Here is a 19,463-nt window from a genome sequence, read left to right as displayed (position 1 = left end):
ATGAATATTACTGGCACTTTCTGGAGACATGGGTGCACAAGAGTAAGGTAGTGGGAGCGGGGACAGGATGGAGGTCCGCGGTTGGCGGAGCGGTTCAGCAACAAACTATTGACGGTCAACGAAGTGGCCAATATCTTGAGGGTGTCCAACATGACGGTGTACCGGCTGGTCAAGGGCGGCCAGATTCCGGCGATAAGGGTCGGTAAGAACTACCGCATCAAAGAGAGCGACGTCAACGATTACCTGAACCGCGGATCCCAGAAGGTGAGCGGGACGGACACTGGGGGTAGAGGATGAGTCCAAGAAAAGCCGAGACGGCGGTGGGGCTGGACATCAGCTCCAACTCGCTGAAGGTTGCGGCTGTAGACATTCAGAAAGGCGAGCCCGTTCTGAATACGCTGGGCATTGTGCGTATCCCCGATGGCGTGGTGAGGGACGGAGAGGTGGAGGACGGGGTCACCCTGGTGGAGTCCCTGAAGGAGCTGTGGCAGGTCACGGGCATCAAGGAGAAGTCGGTGATCCTGGGGATCGCCAACCAGAAGGTGATCGTCCGCCCCATCGAGCTCCCCTACATGGAGAAAGAGGAGTTGGACGGCGCCCTGCGATTCCAGGTGCAGGAGTTCATCCCCATCCCCATCGAGGACGCCATCCTTGACTTTGACATCATCGAGGAGTTCATGACCGCGGAGGAGGAGCGCATGCTCACCGTGCTCCTGGTCGCCGCGCATAAGGAGATGATCCAGAGCTTCGTGGAGGTACTCAGGGCGGCGGGCCTCACGCCGAAGGCCATCGACCTCAAGGCCTTCGCGCTTCCCCGCTCCCTTATCCCCCTGCAGGAGCTGCGCGCGGGATATGAGGGCGGGGAGGCGGTATGCCTCGTCAACGTGGGCGCGGGGATCACCAACATCGCCATCATCAAGGACAACGTGCCGCGCTTCGCCCGCTTCCTGCTGCGAGGAGGAGATGACTTCGTGCGCGCCATCGTGAACCGGCTCGACCTGGAGTGGGGTGAGGCGGAGGAGATCAGGCGCGGCAAGCTGTTGAACCCCGAGGCGGAGTCGGTCCTGCAGCAGGAGATATTCAATTTCGTGGGCGAGATCAGGCGTTCCATCGACTACTACATCGCCCAGACCCAGGAGAGGAACTTCAGCAAAGCCGTGGTCAGCGGGAGCGGCTCCGTGACCGTGAACCTCATCCAGGAGATGAACAAGGGACTCAGGCTGCCGGTGGAGGTGGGCCGTCCATACCAGAACGTGCAGATGGGCAGGTTGCCGTACACCCCCGAAGAGCTCGCCGAGATCGAGCCGGCGGTGGCGGTGTGCGTGGGGCTGGCGCTGCGGGAGGTAGTGGAATGACGAGGATAAACCTGCTGCCGCCGGAGATAAAGGAGAAGGCGGAGAGGCCGAGGTTGGCGCCCTGGTTCATCCTCATGGGCGTGGTGACGGTTGCGGTCATCGTGGGCCTCTTCTTCCTCTTCAGCGCCCAAAAAGCGGGCAAGGAAGACATCTTGAGGGAAAAGGAACAGGAACTGGAGGATCTCCAGAAGCAGACCAGGCCGATAGAGAAATACGAGAAACAGCAGGCGGAGCTCAAGTCCATGAAGCAGCTCCTGGATGCGGCGAACGGCGGGAGGGTGGCCTGGGCGCAGATGCTCAACGACCTGGCCATGTACGTTCCCGAGGGGTTGGCCACGGCGTCGAACCCCAAGGCGCCCGCCATCTGGTTGACCAGCCTGGTGATCGACGCCGAACCCCTTGAGGCCGTCACCGGAGGAGCGGTGGCTCCCACTGGCGGAGGAGGGGGTACCCCCATCTCCATCGAGGGATACGCCACACCTGCCTGGCTGTGCATCCAGACCTGGCTGCCGCGGGCCAGCGACTTCAAGGCGCGCGGCTTCCTGGACGCGTATCCTTATTACTATTACTTCCGCGGACACCCAAAGGTGGCGGAGTTCTTCGTGCGCCTGCAGAACATGGAGGAGTGGTCGAACCTTTGGATAAACTCCTCCACCCAGGAGACCATAGAGGAGACCCGTCTGGTTTCGGTGGAGACATCCCCCGGGGTGTTCGAGCAGCAGGAGCAGTCTTACTCCGACTGGGCCATTCGCTTTGTCATCCAAGGCCAGTGGAACCCGGAGAAGGCCGTTTGGCATGCCGGGACCCAGCAGCAGGTCCAGGTCTCGGGAGGTGGATGAGCATGAAGATAAGGGCCGGCGCCGGGATCTGGCTCCTGGTGGGAGCGTTGGTATGCATCATCGTCCTCGTGCTGGCGCTTTTCCTCATCGTCTTTCCGCAGCGCAGCAAGGTGAGCGACGTCGAGGAAGAGATTGACGCCGTGGAGACGAAGATACAGACGGAGATGAACAGGCTGAACCAGCTCCGCCAGTACGAGAAGGATCCGGAGCAGTTCGTGCGCCAGATAGAGGCGATAAAGGAGCGCATGCCCGAACAGGTTGAGCTCGCGGACATCATCGAGCAGATCGACCATGCGGCGGAAGAGGCGGGGCTGGATTTCTTCTCCTTCACTCCCCAGACGCCCGTGGCCGCCCAGGGATTCTACGTGGTTACCTGCGAAACCGTCTTCAACGGCAGATACTTCAATCTGGTGGAGTTCTTCAATCACATCGAGAGGCTGCCGAGGTGCATCAAGATCGTCTACCTCAGCATACAGCCCGGCGATGCCGGATTGCCCTATCTGGAGATCAATATAAGGTTCAGGGCATTCTTCACCACCGCAAAAGGCATAGAGAATATGGTCGGCGCCGGCGTTCCCGCCGGGGGAGGGGGCGGAGGCGAGTGAGCCGGAACATGTTTCGGCCGTGGCTTGAGGCATGCATTGATGAGGACGAGCGGGGTTGATGGATATGGAAGGTAAGAGCGGCACGAGGGACAGCGCGAGGATCGAGAACCGGGGAGCAAGGGCGGCGGTGCGCCTGCTTTGCGGGCTCGCGCTGTCGACACTGGTGGTATCGGTGTTGATGATGTCCGCCAGACCCGGCAGGGGGGAGACCGGAAGGACGGCGCTCTCGCAGGTCCTGGTGTCTCCCGACGGCGGGGTGGAGATCGACGGAGATGGGCTGGCCTCGCGCGTGGTGGAACAGAGATTCCAGATCCACATGGAGGAGACGGATCAGCAGATGGGAGAGATACCCTACGTGGAGATATGGGTGCTCAACGACCCCTTCTATCCCCTCATGGGGACGGCAGGAAACCTGAGGAGCAGCGACGGAAACCTCGCCAACAAGCAATGGCAGATGCTGGGATTCCCAGATTACGAGCAGCAGGGTGCCGCCACGGGTTCCGCGCCGGCGACGAGCCCCTCCAGCTCGCTGCCGGTGACCACCAGCGTTCCCCAGAGGGTGGTGATGCTCAAGGATGTCTACGAGATGCGGGGCATCAGGTATGCGGACATCAAGGTGAACGACAACACCTATACCAAGCTCAAGGCGGGGAGCGAGTTCGCGGAGGTCTTCAAGGTCCAGGAGGTGAAGAGCGACGACACCGTGGTGGTGGTTTGCGGGGACGAGACCTACGAGCTGAAGAAGAACGAGCTGAGGAAGATATAGAGGATCGAGGAGGGAGGAAGGGCGGCGGAAACGCCGCCCTTTTTAAATTGAGAGGAGGATCGGGGCGCCCGGAGGAAGCCTGGGCGCCAAGGGATTCGGTGGTCGATGGCGGGCAGATGGAGCAGGGAAACAGATAAGGGAACCGGGCAATCCGACGGCGACATACGATGGCGGGTTGAAATGACGCCGTGCGGCGGCGTTCGGAACCGGCCGGAGTGATCCGGTCGATCTGACGGCAGGCAGGAGACGTTCGGGCAGTGAAGGCGGAGTGGGAAGATGGGATTGAGGTTTCTCGACGCGGGAGAGTCGCACGGCAGGGCGATGGCGGTGATCGTGGAGGGCCTTCCCCACGGCCTTGAGGTCAGCGCCGCGCGTGTGGAAAGGGAGCTGGCACGAAGGAGGCTCGGTTACGGGAGGGGCGCGCGCATGCGTCTGGAGGGGGACAGGGTGCGGATACTCTCGGGGGTGAGGGGCGGAAGGACCCTGGGAAGCCCCGTTACGCTGGTAGTGGAGAACGCCGAGCACGGGAAGTGGGAGCCGGTGATGCGGGTGGAGGGCGCGGTGGCCGGGGAGCCGCTGACCGCGCCGAGACCGGGACACGCGGACCTCGCGGGGGCCATCAAATACGGCACCAGGGATCTGCGCGACATCCTGGAGCGAGCGTCGGCGCGCGAGACGGTGGGAAGGGTATGCGCCGGCGCCCTGGCGAAGGCGTTGCTGGAAAGGCTTGGCATTCATGTGGTTTCCCACGTTCTGGCGGTGGGAGGGATAGGGGCGGAAAAAAAGGGTAGGTTATCCGTCAAAGATCTGGAGGGCGTGGACGAGGATCCCATGCGTTGCCTGGACCGCGAGGCCTCGACCCGCATGCGGGCGCGCGTCGATGAGGCCGCGGAGGCAGGGGACTCTCTGGGAGGTATCTTCGAGGTGCTGGCGTTCGGCGTCCCGCCGGGGCTGGGGAGCCACGTACACTGGGACCGCAGGCTGGATGCCCGCCTGGCCGCCGCGGTGATGGGCATACAGGCAGTGAAGGGCGTGGAGATAGGGGACGGTTTTCGCCTGGCCGAGCTTCCGGGCTCGCGTGCCGTGGACGTGATGGTGCATGACGGCAGCGGTTTCCGCCGCACCTCGAACCACGCCGGGGGCATGGAGGGGGGGGTGAGCAACGGCGAGCCCGTGGTCCTGCGGGCCGCCATGAAGCCCATCCCCACCATGAGGAAGGCGGTCGATTCCGTGGACCTCGTCAGCAGGCAGAGGGTCAAGGCCGCCGTCGAGCGCGCCGACGTATGCGCCGTGCCGGCCGCGGCGGTGATCGCGGAATCCGCCGTGGCCCTGGTGCTGGCGGACGCCGTGCTCGAGAAGACCGGAGGCGACTTCATGGGGGAGGTAGAGCGGCGCTACCGGGAGATGTTGGAGTACGTGCGGGGGTTCTGAGGGCTCATGTACATTCCGGACTCCATGCTCGGCGAGAGTAAGCGGCGTTCCTGTTGCTTCCCGGCGAAAGGCAAGAAAAGGGACGCGCGTTGAGCGAGACTTCCGCGCGCGAGAAGAGCATCGCCCTCATCGGGTTCATGGGGGCGGGGAAGAGCACCGTGGGCCGCCTGCTTGCAGGCAGGCTGGGCATGCCCTTTCGCGATCTGGACGCGGAGATCGAGCGAGAGGCGGGCCGGGACATCCCCGAGATCTTTTCGCGGGAGGGAGAGGAGGGCTTCAGGAAGAGGGAATCGCGGGCCTTGGAACGGGCGCTCGCGGAGGGCGGAGCGGTCATCGCCTGCGGCGGTGGGGTGGTCACGGTGGAGGAGAACATCGCACTTCTCAGGAAAAGAGCGGTGGTCTTCCACCTCGAGGTGTCCTTGGAGGAGGCGCTTCGCAGGACGGAGGAAGGCGGTAAGGCCCGTCCCCTGCTCGCCGGCGGCGATCCCGCGGCCAGGGCGCGGCGCTTGATGGAACAGAGAAAAGAGGCCTACGCCTCCGCGGCGCACGAGGTGATCTACGCGGACGCCGCCGCGCCGGAGGAGATAGCGGAGGAGATCGCCAGGAGATGGAGGAGATACAGGTAAGGGCCGCCTCAAGAGAATACCGCGTGTACGTGGGCGAGGAAGCGCTGGAGGAGTTCCTCCCTGGCCTGGTTTCGCGGCGCGGCGAGGGACAGGTGGTGGTGGTGTCCCACCCCGGCATCCTGGCGCTGCACGGCGATGCCCTGGACGCGGCGCTGCGGGAAGGCGGCCATAGGGGGTGGGAGAAGAGGTGTTTCCTCTTCCCGGAGGGCGAGGAATGGAAAAGGCCGTCCACCGTCGGCGCCCTCCACGCTCTGCTCCTGGAGTGGGGGGTGACGCGGAGCGGCGTCATCCTGGCCTTCGGGGGCGGGGTGGTAGGGGACCTGGCGGGCTTCGCGGCCGCCACCTTTATGCGGGGAATGGATTTCATACAACTGCCCACCACCCTCGTGGCCATGGTGGACTCCAGCGTGGGAGGGAAGGTGGGGGTGGACATGCCGGGGGCCAAGAACGCCGTGGGAGCCTTCCACCAGCCGGAGGCGGTGCTCTGCGACCCCGACCTGCTCTCCACCCTGCCCAGGAGGGAGCTGATGGGGGGTCTCGCGGAGGTCCTCAAGTACGGCTTTCTCTACGAACCCTCCCTGCTCTCCATCCGGGGAGGCTGCGAGGGCTGGGTGCGGCTCACGGAATGGGAGAGGACGCAGGCCATTGCGCGGTGCGTGCGCTTGAAGGCGGCGGTGGTGGAAAAGGACGAGAGGGACCTGAGCGGCGAGAGGGCCATGCTCAACTACGGGCACACCTTCGGGCACGCCCTGGAGTCCGCCACCGGATACGCCCTGCTCCGGCACGGGGAGGCGGTGGCCGCGGGGATGATCATGGCCGCGAGGGCGGCGGAGGCCCTGGGGACCGCGAGCCCACCATTGAAGGAACTACATCGGGAGCTACTGCTCCCGCTCCTGGCGGAGGCGCCTTCCCTGCGCGGGGTGACCGCGGAGGAGGTCCTGGCCGCCATGCGCTCGGACAAGAAGAGGGAGAGCCGGGACAGGTTCGTGCTCCTCGCGGGGCCGCAGCGCCCCCTCCTGGTCGAGGGGCCTCCATGGGAGGTGGTCGGAAGGGCTGTCGAGGAGACCCTGCGGGAACTGTCCGACGGACGGGAGCATGGATGTTCCACAACAAGAGAGACGGGGAGGTGAGGCGGTGGGGGAGACGAAGCTCATCGCGGTGGTGAACGGGCCCAACCTCAACCTGCTGGGAGAGCGTGAGCCCGACGTCTACGGCCGTACCGCCTGGGAGGAGATCAGGGAAGACCTGCTGAAGGCGGCGGAGGGCCGGGGAGTGGAGCTGGAGTTCTTCCAGAGCAACCACGAGGGCGCCATCATCGACTACCTGCAGGGCTTGCGAGGCAGGGCCCGAGGCCTGATCATCAACCCCGGCGCCCTGACCCATTATTCATATTCCCTCAGGGATGCGCTGTCCATGCTGGATATGCCGGTGCTGGAAGTGCATATGTCCAACATCTATGCGAGGGAAAGTTGGAGGTCCTTGTCAGTGGTCTCCCCGGTAGCGAGAGGCGTGATCTCGGGTTTGGGCGCTTACGGTTATGAAGCAGCACTGTCATACATGCTGAAGGATTGATCGGGGAGTGGACAGGGTCATGTCGTGGTCTCCGTGGTAGCGCCAAAAAGGTCATGTAGAAATAAAATACCTGATAAAGCAGTGGATGTAACATATTCGTAACATAGTTAATGGCTTTTTTTCCTCCCGCGCATAAAGTACCGCGGAGGATTGTGCGATAATCTTCTAAGAGAAGGAGGCGCTTTGAGGCGATGCTGTTGACAGGCGGCACGATGGTTTCTAGCAGCCGAGTAAGGCAGGATGGGGATGTTAAGCGTATATAAAGGGAGACATCACCAAAACGGCTTTACGCTGGTTGAAGTGACCATAACGGTGATCATCCTGGGAATAATCCTCAGCGTCGCAGCTGTGAGTTACGCCAGGACCAGTGACGGCGTTTCTATGACCGGCGCGAAGAGGCAGGTGGAAACGGCGATCAATCGAGCCATAACCTCGTCAAGGCAGGAGAACGTGAGCTACCGGATCGTGTTCTATCCCCGAACCGACGCCGCGCATCCGAATTCGTACGAGTTCCTGCGCAACGTTGAATCCTCCGGCTCCTGGAGCATGCAACCGTTCGACGGTTCAGTCTCGGGAGAAAGGGTGACCGCAGACGGCGGTCATTATTACATCAAGCTTGAGGGTGGGGTGAACTTGACCAACAACAGTGTCGTGACCATCGATATTGTCCCTTCCGGTACCACGTTACAGGTGACGGAGGCGGTGGTCTACCTGGAAAGAGGCTCCGCGTCCTCCAGCGTGACCGTAAACTCGCAGGGAAAGGTCAAGGCACAGTGAAGATCTGCAGCGAGGGGGAGAGATGAGATGCGGCTTACAAAGAGCCTGAATCATGAGGCGGGATTCTCGCTGGCCGAGATCCTTGTTGCGGGGGTTATCTTGGCTCTGGCCCTCGTGCCCATCTCCAGGATGTTCGACGTCTCCTTTACGGGCCTCAGGCAGTTGGAGAGGGTGCAGGGCGGCGTGGGCTGCGCCAAGGCGACCATGGAGCTGGTGCGCTCGATACCTTTCTACGAACCGCATACTGACGAGAACCAGAATCAGGATTTCGACATAGACGACTGCTACTGGGGAAGGCCTGCGGACAACCCCACCTTCAACCCCGCAAAGGCGGAGGGTGGCCCGGATTGGGACAGCATCCCGGAGGTTGAGTTCAGGGCGAAATTCCCCCAGGGGATAGGAAACGCCCTCAGAAGCTACGAAAATTACTACATCACCATCCAGCTGTGTTATCTCGAGGACAGCACCGGAGTCGCCGAGATGAAGAGCGACTGGGCGCCCAAGGCCATGGGCAGGGACCGACCCAGGAACAAGGACAACATACCCCTCCACCTGCTTCTGGTGAGGGTCAACGTCTACTGGCAGCAGCAATCCGACCAACCTGAATATTATCTCGAGGGCGTGGTCTCGGATACCGAGGCACTTTACAATGTAGGCATCTCCGAGATCAGCGTCACCGGCCCGGCGTCCATAATGAATCCCGCCAGGTACAATGCCGCGGCGCACTGGTCCAATCCCAACGTCGATGTCCAAGTCACCATAAAGGGGTATGGGTTTGACGACGTCAATGATGCGGACGGCGTGGTGCAGGCCAGTCTGGTCCGCGACAAGCACTACGACATACCCATCGACCTGACCTATCGTTCCGGGACCGAGCTCCGGGGGACCTTGAGACTTTACACCGGACATAATGAATCCAGCTCCATCAATCCTTGGAACCCAAAGGCCGCCATCGGGTACTGGACGGTGAGGATAAATCAGCAGCAGGTGGTGGCCGTATATCTGTACAACGGATTCGTGGTCGAGTATCCCAAGCCGGTGATCGCGGATTTTGGCAACAGCCCCGACTACGGCAAGACCATCACCAACAACGTGGGTGCCGCCACGCTGCTCATAAAGGGAGGCCCGTTCTGTACCGTGGCCCAGAACCCCGCCGTTAAGCTCGTGCAGGTCGTGGACGAAGGTGAGACCCCATATGAGATTGTTGGCAACGTCACCAGCGTCTCGGTTCCGGCCGGAACCAGCGGGTATTCTCCCAGCCCCAACTGCGTCATCACCGCTACCTTCGACATGACCAAGGCGCCGGCGGGGGAGTACCGCATGATGGTGGTGAACAGCTGTAACGATCCCACCCAGTGGAAGATGATTGGGAACAGGGAGTCGGATCCGTCGGATCAGATATATACGGTCATAGAGGTGACCCCGGAGGTCGATGACGTATATACATATTCGACGCATCTTCACGAGGCGCCCTATAACGTCGGTAACCCCTGGAGGTTGGTGTTCGAGGGGAGGTATTTTAACATCTCAGGAAGCCCCTCGGTGGAGATGTACCTGTGCAGCGATGTGGTGGACGGGAACCCCGCCGGCAATTACATCAAGGGCACCGTTTATGCCGTCTCGCCCACGGTGGCCGTGGCGGATTTCGATCTTTCATCCCTGCCAGTCGGGTTCTATAAGGGGTATCTCAAGAACCTCAACGACAACAAGGCCGGGTGGACGGCAGGTTCGCCCTTCCAGGTCACGGAGTTCAACGCGAACATCGGCGGCTTCGTGCCCAATGCCGGCTACGCTTTTTACGAGAACTACTACGACATCCCCAGCAAAATCACCGGCAACGGCTTTCTCTCGGCGACCCGCGTCACCATAACCAACGGCACGGTTGAACATGACCTAACTGGGGAATACACCGTGACCAACAATAACGAGATCGCCGTGAACCTCAATCTCATAGGGTGCAGGAGCACCGATGCCTGGAAGGTGAGAGTCTATTTCGGCCCGAGCTATTATCTGGAGAGAGCCTTTACTGTATCTCTAGGGCCGGCTAAGATACTGCCCCCCAGCAACACCAAGTACGCCATAAGGATCTATCGGATGGGTTGGTGGTTCACTGATTCATGGAGTAATGAGACCACGAGCACCAAGGCACAGGCAATAAGGTCTTATTGGTTTGGAACGGCGAAGGCTCGTTTCGAGGTGTTGGGAATGGGTTTCCCAGTTAGCGGGCAAACGAGACTGACTGTTTGGAAAGACAGCTGGTCGGCTTCCGGAGATTATTCCTGCTACATGGATCGTGCCAATAAGATCGTGAGACTGACTTCTTCGGATTGGAATATGCCAAATATTTCATCGGGAGACGCGGGGATTTCGGTTCAGAGGTTGGGGGATTCCTATGTTGACAGCTACCCCACCCGTTGGAGGTTGATCGACTAATGATGTACAGATTATTTCGAATGCGTTATTGCCGGAGGAAGATTCTCCATGGGGAAGGCTGTGAAGCCGGCTTCACCCTGGCCGAGCTCCTGGTGGTGGTGATGATCATGGCGGTATTCATGGTCGGGGTGGGGGCGATGATCGAATCCGGGAGCAGCGGATCCATGGCCTCCTATGCCCTGACGAGGATAGACGAGGACGCCAATACGGTGATCGATTCCTTGACCCGCCAGGTACGCGTGGCGCAGTATATAAACCCGTCAAGCAGCGGGAGCGTACTCTATTTTTCTGGAGACCTGACGGGGGACGGCAACATGCGCCCTATGATCTACATGGTTTCCGGCGGGTCCCTCGTGCGCGGAAGCTCGCCCGATGCGCTCCAGTCCTGGGTCGAAGGGGTGGAGAGCATAACCTTCAGATACTACCGCTACAATCCCGATACCAGGCAGATGGTAGAGATAACCCCCGGTTCCTCGGGCTGGAACGCCCTGGTGGAGAGGGTGGATTTCGAGATCCGGTTCTCACGCCAGGCCGGAAAGCTGAGGCTGGGCAGGACCTATGACGGCAGCGTGACCCTGAGGAACAGGTTGCGGTCCTGACTAACAGGCGAGGTGCGGTCATGAACAGAAAAAAGAAGAGGCTGAAGAACAAGCACAGAGGCGAGCGGAAGAGGGCCCGCATGATATGCGGTAGGGCGAGTGAGGCGGGCTTCGCCATGGCCGTCGTACTGGTGGCCCTCACTCTTCTCTCCATGCTCGGTGCGGCCAGTCTCTTGCTCATGACCTCTGCACTGCAGGGCGTGGTGAACGCCAAACCCGAGGAACTGGCCTTTCAGATCACCGAAACGGCGATATACAACGCCCACGCCATGATCGTAAACGACGCCATCCCCGCCCCCGATGCGCAGCCCGTGACCGGGTCCGCTTTCGGCGGCTCATACAAGATATGGATACAGAAATCCGGAGGCTTCGATTACGTGGTTACGGCGGAGGGACTCTATGCCAGAGGGGGAAGGGAATACCGCCGCAAGATAAGGGAGGAGGTGTCCTACAGCGGCCCCCAGGCCCTGGACGTCCTGAGAAACTACGTGATCTATGCCGGGAATGATTTCAACTGGGACTCTGTAGACGGTCTCATCAATGTCTCGGATTTCGTGATCAACGGGAACATCCGCGCAGAGCATAAGGCGAACATTGATTTCAGGAACGGCATACTGTCGCTCTCGAGATTGACTCACAACGGCAACCTTGAGGGCGTGGCCGGTGTCGATATTACAGCGGGTTCCGCTTTGCTGGCAGCCGCCGAGGTGAACATCTTCGGCGATATCCTCACGGGCCTGAAGAAAACGGGGAGCACGGGGGTGGTGAACCTCGCCGTTATCCCGGTGCTCGCTGTGGCCACTATAAACGCTGCGACGAACGGCAAGCGTATTTATGCACGGGAAGTGCGTAAGAGCGGCCAAGGACTACTTGGGTATATAAATACCGGGACCGTGGTAAATGCCAGCGGTTGTGAGGAGATATACCTACCCAAGCCCAATTACGAATATTACAAGGCGTTGGCCAAGGAGCAGGGCAACTATTTCGTGGGCAACAAAACACTTACAGGAAACCTGGGAGATTATTCTCATTCCTCCGTTACCGTGGTCTACTGCACCGGGAATCTGACTCTGAACGGGTTGCTTTGGAATCAACCCAACATGAAGGGGATCTTTGTATGCGAGGGGGACTTCACGGCCAGAAACGGCCTCCAGCTGCGCAGCAACTGCGAGTTCCAGGTCATCGCCAAAGGCGATGCCAATATCCTAACGGCGTTTGATCTCACTGACCCGGCCTCCACCAAGTTCTTTATATATTCCGGTCGCGATGTCAACCTGGGATTCATTTATTTCGCAGGCCAGTCCTGCCAGGTGACCGCGCTTCGTGACGTCAACATCGAAAAATTCTCGCTTATCGGGGTATCCCTGGGATCTATAAACCACTTGCCGCCGACCGTGGACGTTGCCGGGTTCCCGGTGGAGCTCACGGTCAGGAATTGGAGAGAGCTACCAAGCGAGCAGTCATACCTTCAGGGATGGAATATCGGGGGAGACGGATATCTTTCCGGCCTTATTTCGGCCGGCACAAAGGCGCTTTCACCCCCGGACATATTCGCCGTGGAGACGAGGCGGAAGAGATTTTCCTAGGACGTGTTAGGGGCGCACCCGGCAAGCGGACGGCAGTGCGGTTAGCCGCTCGTCTGGGAGCATGGTGGCCGGAGCCCCCGCAAACCTCTTATGGTTCCTGTAGCATAATCGATCTGTAATCTATGACTCTCTGCGTGTTTGACGGGAGAAAGGCATGGGAAAAAGCGAATATACCGCGAGGATATCCCGCTTTCAATGCATGGCCTCGGACCTGGGCCTGGACGGGCTGCTGGTCACCCACCTTCCCGACGTGCGCTACCTGTGCGGCTTCAGCGGCTCCAGCGGCGTGCTCCTGCTCCTGACGGACGGGGCGTATTTGGTAACCGATTTTCGCTACCGCGAGCAGTCGCGCCTCGAGGTCGTAGGGGCGAGGACGGTCATGCAGGACGCGGGAATAGAAAAGGCGTTGAGGGAGGTCCTGGCAGAGCGTGCGAGAAAAGAGGCCCATGGGAGAAAGAGGAAAGGCTCCGGGGCCGAGGCGGGTGTTGCCATTGGGAAAAAGGCCGCTCGGGCAGGGGGAGCCGGCGAAGAGAAAGGGGTTGGCAGGCCCGGAGGCGGGGGTGTGCCCGGCGCCGGCGGCAGACTCGAGGAGGGAAAGCGGCCGGCCTCCGACCCGGGCGGCGGTGGCGGAGGGGCGAAAAAGGGCGCCCCGATAGCGCTCGGGTTCGACCCGGAACACCTGCCCTATGCCGAGGTCGTCCGCCTCAGGCGCGCCCTCAGGGGGATGGCACGGCTGGTGCCCCTGAAGAGCTCCCTGGCGGCGCTGAGGGCGCCCAAGAGCCCCTCCGAGCTGAAGCTGATACGCAGGGGCATAAACATCGCCCAGAGAGCCTTCAGAGAGGCGTTGAGGGGCATCGACGGCAGGACCACCGAGACCGCCCTGGCCGCCGCCATCGACGCGGTGGGGCGAAGCCTGGGGGCGGAGGCCCCCTCCTTCGAGACCATCGTGGCCTCGGGAAAGAGGGGGGCGCTGGTGCATGCCCGGCCCTCGCGGTCAAGGCTGGCCGGGGCGGCGGTCATCGACTGGGGGGTGGTGCATGAGGGATACCGCACCGACTGCACCCGCACCCTGGCTGTGGGCAGGGTGCCTACCGAGCTGAGGAGGGCTCATGCCCTGGTGCTCGAGGCCCAGGAAAGGGCGCTGGAGGTGGCCCGTCAGGGCGTGAGGGCGCGCGAGGTGGACGGGGCGGCGCGCGATCTCATAGAGAAGGCCGGTTACGGCAAAGCCTTCGGCCACGGCCTCGGGCACGGGGTGGGGCTGGAGGTGCACGAGCGGCCTCACGTGGGCGCGGCCAGCCGCGACGTGCTCGAGGAGGGGATGGTCTTCACCGTGGAGCCGGGCATCTATCTCCCGGGCGTGGGGGGCGTGCGGGTTGAGGACATGGCGGTGGTGACGCGGGACGGCGCCGAGCTCCTTACCACCCTTCCCCGCACCCTCGACATCTCCGATTACGTCTGAGAGCGACGGCGGTCAAGGCAATCCAATTGGTGAACGGGCACCCGGTCCGCCGGCGTTGATCGCGCGCTCCCAACCATGGGTCGCGAAGGATCCGGGCGCGCCGCTCAACGGAGGATCCTTAGGCCTGATGGTGCCGCGCCCATATCGGGAATCTCGCTCACGGTCTTGTTCGGTCCCCGTCGCGCGGGGGCGGAGGAGCGCCGTCTTGGCGACCATGGGAGGCGGCGATGCCCGGAGCATGACCGAAGGGGCAAGGAAGGGGAAGGGCACAAGCCGCTCTTACTGCGCCGCCGGGGTCCAGACGTGGCGAGGATGTCTGCGCTTAAGGGATGCGGAGGACGTGATCGGCCTGTGCTAGAATAGATATCACACGACTCTGGACCGCGGGACAGCAGCGAGAGGTGCGGGTATGATCACCACGGCGGATTTTCGCAACGGCATCACCATCGAGCTGGACGGAAACCTCTTCAACCTCGTCTATTTCCAGCACGTGAAGCCGGGCAAGGGAGGAGCATTCGTGCGCACCCGCCTCAAGAACCTCAAGACGGGGGCGGTGATCGAGAAGACCTTCCGGGCGGGGGAGAAGGTGGAGTTGGCCGTGCTGGACAAGCGCCGCATGCAGTATCTCTACCGCGAGGGCGACGACTTCATCTTCATGGACCAGGAGACCTTCGAGCAGATGCCTATCGCGGAAGGAGAGGTGGGGGAGGCGGCGAAGTACCTGGTCGAGGGGGTGACGGTGGAGGTCCCCCTCTATGAGGGCAGGATAGTGGGGGTGGAGCCCCCGGTGTTCGTGGAGATGGAGGTGGTGGACACGGCCCCGGGGGTCAAGGGGGACACGGCCAGCGGCGGCAGCAAGCCGGCCACTCTGGAGACGGGGCTGGTGGTCAACGTGCCCTTCTTCATCGAGGCGGGGAACCGCGTAAAGGTCGACACGCGCAGCGGGGAATACGTGGAGAGGGTCGATTGACGGTGCTGGATGCCGGTGATTTCAAGCTTCGCCAGGGCGTGCTGGAGCTCATCGCGGGCATCGCCCTCAACGCCGTGGGGGGCGCCTCCGGGGTGGCGGTGAGGCCCGACCACCCCGAGGAGAGGAGAAAGAGGAAGCACCTGGTAAAGGGGATAAGGGCCGAGGTGGAGGGCGGCACGGTCTCCATCGACCTCGAGGCGCACATGGAATACGGGAAGGATTTCCGGGCCGTGGCTGAAGAGGTGCAGCGCGAGGTGGCGCGCGCGGTCGCGCAAATGACCGGGTGGGAGGTAAAGGAGGTCAACGTGACCGTGGTGGGGGTGAACGCCCTCTAGGTGAAGGAGCCCAAGCCCCTCGCTAAGCGTACCCTGGCGCGCATGGTCGCCTGCGCGGTCCTCTACGAGATGGACGTGGTCGGCGATGCCGTGGATTCCGCGCTGGAGAGCCTGGAGCGCATGCTGCGCGAGGGGGTGTCCGAGGAACCCTCTCCTCCCGAGGGAGTGAGCGACTCGGCCCTGGAACAGGTGCGTTTTTCCCTGGGAGGAGAGGCCTGCGTAGAGGAGCTCACCTCCTTCGGAGCGGCGTCTTTTTCCTACCCGGAGGAGATCCCGGAGTTCTCGCGCGAGCTGGTCTTCCTCTACCTCGGCAACCGGGAAAGGATCGACGGCCTCATCCGGGAATACGCCGACCGCTGGTCCCTGGAACGCATGCCCGCCGTGGACCGCAACCTCCTGCGCCTGGGCATCGCGGAGCTGCTCTTCCGCTCCGACATCCCCGTCACCGTCACCATCAACGAGTATCTGGAGCTGGCAAAGTCCTTTTCCACTGAGGACTCGGGCAAGTTCGTGAACGGGGTCCTGGGCAGCATCGCCCGCGATCACGCCGCCGGGGACGGCGGCGATGGTCGATGAATCCCGACGCGTGCGGGCCTGCGCGGAGGACGCGAAACCCGCCGACCTGGAGGCTCGTCTCCCGCGCGCGCCGGTGGGCGCGCGTGGCTTGCGGTACCGCTTGAGGCGGAAGGCCTATGCCGGCTCCGTTTCCGGCAACCGGATGTCCCCTCATCTCCGGAGAACGGAGAATGGGTCGCAGCCTCACCCGAGAGGAACGCCGCATTTTCACGCGCGCGTCGATATGAAGTCGCTTGAGCGGTTATAGGGTGCCTGCGCGTCTCCGTTCGGCACGGGCGGCGACCTTGCGTGCATAACGACCCCGCAAGCCCACCTGGCTGAGTCGGCGGGAAAGGGCGCAAGACGTGCGAGGGCGATGACCGCTAACCGCCGCGAAAGCGTGCCTGTCCGTCGCCGCCCGCCGGAGCATGCAGGTAATCCGCGAGGGCGCCGAACTTCCGGAAGGGAAGGAGCGCGGCGGCGGCGAAAAAGACTTTCAGAAGATTCAGGCAGCCCTGCGGCATGAAAGTCCGGTTTGTGCGGCGGAATCTTGGGGGTTTGCCCCCCGGAAGAAGCGGTGATACAGTAAAAAAGACCTTTAAATCAGTCCCGTGAGGCTGGCAAGGGAACATAAGGATACGGCATGCAGCCCTCTCGCGCCGCCCGCGGGAGGGCTTTGATCTTGGAGGACGCAGCCATGGCCTTCAGGGAAAGGGTCAGGGTGATGGACGCGGACGATATCCGGCGCGCCGTGCAGCGCATCGCCCACGAGATCGTGGAGCGCAACAAGGGTGCGGCCGACCTGGTGGTGGTGGGCATCCGCACCCGCGGCGTGCCGCTCTCTCTGCGCATAGCCGGCGCTATCGGCTCCATCGAGGGTACCGAGGTGCCGGTGGGACGCCTGGACATAACCCTCTATCGCGACGACCTGCACACCGTGAGCGCCCCCGTGGTACGGGAGACCCACCTCCCTGGCGATATCGAGGGGAAGAACCTAGTGATCGTGGACGACGTGCTGTACACCGGTCGCAGCGTGCGCGCCGCCATGGACGCGCTTATGGACTTCGGGCGGCCGGCCTCCATCCAGCTCGCGGTGCTGGTGGACCGCGGACACCGTGAGCTGCCCATCAGGGCCGATTACGTGGGCAAGAACATCCCCACCTCCCGCGAGGAGAGGGTGAGGGTGGCCCTGACGGAGGTGGACGGGGAGGAAGGCGTGTATATCGGCAAGGAGGTGGACTGACCGCCCCCGAAACCGGGAGCGGGGTCCCGGGGGCGGTGCGACCCGGGGGCAGTGAAGGGGTGAGGAGATGGCGGAGCGACGCCACCTGCTGGACATCGATGACCTCGACCGCGACGGCATAGAGCGGATGCTGGACATGGCGCGCTCTTTCGCCGAGGTGCTGCGGCGCCCCATCAAGAAGGTCCCGTCCCTGCGCGGCAAGACGGTGGCCAATCTCTTCTACGAGCCCTCCACGCGCACGCGGCTCTCCTTCGAGCTCGCCGCCAAACGCCTCAGCGCCGACGTGCTCAACTTCACCGCCTCCGCCTCCAGCGTGGAGAAGGGGGAAAGCCTCAAGGACACCGCCCTCACCCTGGAGGCCATGGGGGTGGACGCGGTGGTGGTGAGGCATCCGGTGGCGGGAGCGCCCTGGCTGCTTCGACGCTGGACGGAGGCCACCATCCTCAACGCGGGGGACGGTATGCATGCCCATCCCACCCAGGCATTACTGGACCTCTTCACCATGCGGGAGAGGCTGGGTGACCTGGAAGGACGGACCGTCGCCTTCGTGGGGGACGTGCTGCACTCGCGCGTGGCGCGCTCCGGGATGAAGGCCTGCCGGGCCGTGGGCATGGAGGTGCTGGCGGTGGGGCCCCCGACCCTGCTGCCGCCCGCTCCCGTGGAGGGGGTGGAGTACGTCCACGACTTCGAGGCGGCGCTGCCCCGCTGCGACGTCATCTACATGCTGCGCATGCAGAGGGAACGCCAGCAGGAAGGGAGGGTGCCGTCCCTGGAAGAGTATACCAGGTTCTACCAGTTGAACGCGGAGCGCATGGGTCGGGCGCGGCCGGGGGCGTTGGTGATGCACCCGGGACCCATGAACCGGGGGGTGGAGATCGCGGGGGAGGTGGCGGACGCGCCCTACGCCGCGGTGACCGCGCAGGTGACGGCGGGGGTGGCGGTGCGCATGGCGGCGCTGTTCACCCTCCTGGGGGGCGCGGAAGGAGGGAGCGAAGTTGCCTGAGCTGCTCATAGCCGGCGCCAGGGTCGTGGACCCCTTCCAGGGCACGGACGAGCACGCCGATGTGCTGGTGTCCAGGGGGCGCATCGCGGAGGTGGGCAGGGGCATCGGGCGCGAGGGGCGTGAGGTGTTGGAGGCGTCCGGGTTGGTGCTCGCTCCCGCCTTCCTCGAGCTGCACGCCCACCTCAGGGAACCCGGGGACGAGGACGCCGAGACCCTGGAGACGGGCCTTGAGGCGGCCTTGAGGGGCGGATACGCCGCGGTGTGCTGCATGCCCAACACCCGACCGCCCCTGGACCACCCCGCGGTGGTTTCCGGCCTGGCGGCCAGGGCCCGGGCCCTGGGGCTCGCGGACCTCTACGTGGTGGGGTGCATCACCAGGGGCAGGGAGGGTCGGGACCTCGCGGACCTGGGCCTCATGCACGCCTGCGAGGCCCGCGTGAGGGCTTTTTCCGACGACGGGGCGGGGGTGGAGGACGCGGGCATCATGCGCCTGGCGCTGCAGTACGCTTCCGCCTTCGGAGGCCTGATCATCTCCCACCCCGAGGACGCCCGGCTCTCGCGCGGTGGGCAGGTCAACGAAGGCGCGGCGTCGGTGGCCCTTGGCCTGCGCGGCATCCCCTCGCTGGCGGAGGAGGTGATGGTGGCGCGGGATATCCTCCTCGCGGAGGAGACGGGGGGCCGGCTGCACCTCGCCCATATCAGCACCGCGCGCTCCGCGGCCATGGTCAGGGAGGCCAAGGAGCGAGGGGTCAGAGTGACGGCCGAGGTGACGCCGCATCACCTGGTACTGAGCGAGAGGGACATCGGGGATTACGACACCTCGTACAAGATGAGCCCTCCCCTGCGTACCCCCGCCGACGTGGCGGCGCTGCGCGAGGCCTTGCGCGACGGCACCATAGACGCCGTGGCCACCGACCACGCGCCCCACAGGCGCGAGGACAAGGAAAAGGAGTTCGACTACGCCCCCTTCGGGGTGGTGGGCATGGAGAGCGCGTTCCCGGTGCTCTACCGCGAGCTCGTGGAGGGCGGGGAGCTCACGCTCATGCGACTGCTGGAGGCGCTCACCCGCGGGCCCGCGGCGGTGCTGGGCCTGGAGCCGCCGGATTACGGAGGCGGTATCGTGGTCGGGGCCAGGGCCGACCTCGTCCTCCTGGACCTGGAGGAGGAATGGACGCTGGACGCGACGCGCTTCGCGTCCAAGGGAAGGAACTGTCCCTTCCACGGCAGGGCGGTGAAGGGCCGTGTGGCCTGCACTATCAAGGGCGGCAGGGTGGTTCACGGGGGCGGGGGCGGAGGGCGACGAGGATGA

20 protein-coding genes are annotated in these 19,463 nt (G+C 63.3%); all 20 read left to right on the top strand.

The window, feature by feature from the left end:
- The first annotated feature begins 81 nt into the window (after positions 1-81).
- The 20 genes from H5T74_01780 (at position 82) to H5T74_01685 (ending at position 19,463) form a co-directional block, all read left to right on the top strand.
- Complete coding sequence (locus H5T74_01780) at positions 82-297, top strand: helix-turn-helix domain-containing protein (protein ID MBC7229106.1); 216 nt, start codon at positions 82-84, stop codon at positions 295-297.
- Positions 294-1,355 (top strand): type IV pilus assembly protein PilM, encoded by a 1,062-nt coding sequence (pilM, locus tag H5T74_01775; GenBank protein ID MBC7229105.1) that lies wholly within the window; start codon positions 294-296, stop codon positions 1,353-1,355. Before H5T74_01780 ends, pilM begins: the two co-directional genes overlap by 4 nt.
- Positions 1,352-2,194 (top strand): hypothetical protein, encoded by an 843-nt coding sequence (locus H5T74_01770; GenBank protein ID MBC7229104.1) that lies wholly within the window; start codon positions 1,352-1,354, stop codon positions 2,192-2,194. Before pilM ends, H5T74_01770 begins: the two co-directional genes overlap by 4 nt.
- Before the next feature lie 2 nt (positions 2,195-2,196).
- Positions 2,197-2,799 (top strand): type 4a pilus biogenesis protein PilO, encoded by a 603-nt coding sequence (pilO, locus tag H5T74_01765; protein MBC7229103.1) that lies wholly within the window; start codon positions 2,197-2,199, stop codon positions 2,797-2,799.
- A 58-nt stretch (positions 2,800-2,857) separates the two neighbouring features.
- On the top strand, positions 2,858-3,565 hold the full coding sequence (locus tag H5T74_01760) for a hypothetical protein (protein MBC7229102.1): 708 nt from the start codon (positions 2,858-2,860) through the stop codon (positions 3,563-3,565).
- Between the two features lie 282 nt (positions 3,566-3,847).
- Positions 3,848-4,996, top strand: coding sequence for a chorismate synthase (gene aroC, locus H5T74_01755; protein MBC7229101.1), 1,149 nt, complete (start codon positions 3,848-3,850; stop codon positions 4,994-4,996).
- A gap of 89 nt (positions 4,997-5,085) precedes the next feature.
- Complete coding sequence (locus H5T74_01750) at positions 5,086-5,622, top strand: shikimate kinase (protein MBC7229100.1); 537 nt, start codon at positions 5,086-5,088, stop codon at positions 5,620-5,622.
- Positions 5,604-6,752 carry a 3-dehydroquinate synthase gene (gene aroB, locus H5T74_01745; protein MBC7229099.1) on the top strand — a complete coding sequence of 383 codons (1,149 nt, stop codon included), beginning with the start codon at positions 5,604-5,606 and terminating at the stop codon, positions 6,750-6,752. Before H5T74_01750 ends, aroB begins: the two co-directional genes overlap by 19 nt.
- Positions 6,718-7,194: a type II 3-dehydroquinate dehydratase gene (gene aroQ, locus H5T74_01740; GenBank protein ID MBC7229098.1), complete on the top strand. Its 477-nt coding sequence runs from the start codon at positions 6,718-6,720 to the stop codon at positions 7,192-7,194. Before aroB ends, aroQ begins: the two co-directional genes overlap by 35 nt.
- Before the next feature lie 246 nt (positions 7,195-7,440).
- Positions 7,441-7,971, top strand: coding sequence for a type II secretion system protein (locus tag H5T74_01735; GenBank protein MBC7229097.1), 531 nt, complete (start codon positions 7,441-7,443; stop codon positions 7,969-7,971).
- A gap of 27 nt (positions 7,972-7,998) precedes the next feature.
- Positions 7,999-10,404, top strand: a complete 2,406-nt coding sequence (locus tag H5T74_01730) for a hypothetical protein (protein MBC7229096.1) — start codon at positions 7,999-8,001, stop codon at positions 10,402-10,404.
- Positions 10,405-10,424: 20 nt separating this feature from the next.
- A complete protein-coding gene (locus H5T74_01725; GenBank protein MBC7229095.1) occupies positions 10,425-11,003 on the top strand; it encodes a prepilin-type N-terminal cleavage/methylation domain-containing protein in 579 nt (192 codons plus the stop codon).
- A gap of 20 nt (positions 11,004-11,023) precedes the next feature.
- The gene (locus H5T74_01720; GenBank protein MBC7229094.1) at positions 11,024-12,589 is read left to right on the top strand and encodes a hypothetical protein; all 1,566 of its coding nucleotides are present in this window, start codon (positions 11,024-11,026) and stop codon (positions 12,587-12,589) included.
- A 154-nt stretch (positions 12,590-12,743) separates the two neighbouring features.
- Entirely contained in the window at positions 12,744-14,048 is a 1,305-nt protein-coding gene (locus tag H5T74_01715) for an aminopeptidase P family protein (GenBank protein ID MBC7229093.1), read from the top strand.
- Between the two features lie 409 nt (positions 14,049-14,457).
- Entirely contained in the window at positions 14,458-15,018 is a 561-nt protein-coding gene (efp, locus tag H5T74_01710; protein ID MBC7229092.1) for an elongation factor P, read from the top strand.
- A complete protein-coding gene (locus H5T74_01705; GenBank protein MBC7229091.1) occupies positions 15,015-15,353 on the top strand; it encodes an Asp23/Gls24 family envelope stress response protein in 339 nt (112 codons plus the stop codon). Before efp ends, H5T74_01705 begins: the two co-directional genes overlap by 4 nt.
- A 42-nt stretch (positions 15,354-15,395) precedes the next feature.
- Positions 15,396-15,929, top strand: coding sequence for a transcription antitermination factor NusB (nusB, locus tag H5T74_01700; GenBank protein ID MBC7229090.1), 534 nt, complete (start codon positions 15,396-15,398; stop codon positions 15,927-15,929).
- Between the two features lie 676 nt (positions 15,930-16,605).
- Positions 16,606-17,151 (top strand): bifunctional pyr operon transcriptional regulator/uracil phosphoribosyltransferase PyrR, encoded by a 546-nt coding sequence (pyrR, locus tag H5T74_01695; GenBank protein ID MBC7229089.1) that lies wholly within the window; start codon positions 16,606-16,608, stop codon positions 17,149-17,151.
- A 67-nt stretch (positions 17,152-17,218) separates the two neighbouring features.
- The gene (locus H5T74_01690) at positions 17,219-18,154 is read left to right on the top strand and encodes an aspartate carbamoyltransferase catalytic subunit (protein ID MBC7229088.1); all 936 of its coding nucleotides are present in this window, start codon (positions 17,219-17,221) and stop codon (positions 18,152-18,154) included.
- Complete coding sequence (locus H5T74_01685) at positions 18,147-19,463, top strand: dihydroorotase (GenBank protein ID MBC7229087.1); 1,317 nt, start codon at positions 18,147-18,149, stop codon at positions 19,461-19,463. Before H5T74_01690 ends, H5T74_01685 begins: the two co-directional genes overlap by 8 nt.

It is taken from the genome of Actinomycetota bacterium (assembly GCA_014360645.1).
Taxonomy (GTDB): domain Bacteria; phylum Actinomycetota; class Geothermincolia; order Geothermincolales; family RBG-13-55-18; genus Solincola_B.
The sequence above is the reverse complement of the archived record's forward strand: the minus strand, read 5'-3'. Positions and strand labels throughout refer to the sequence as shown.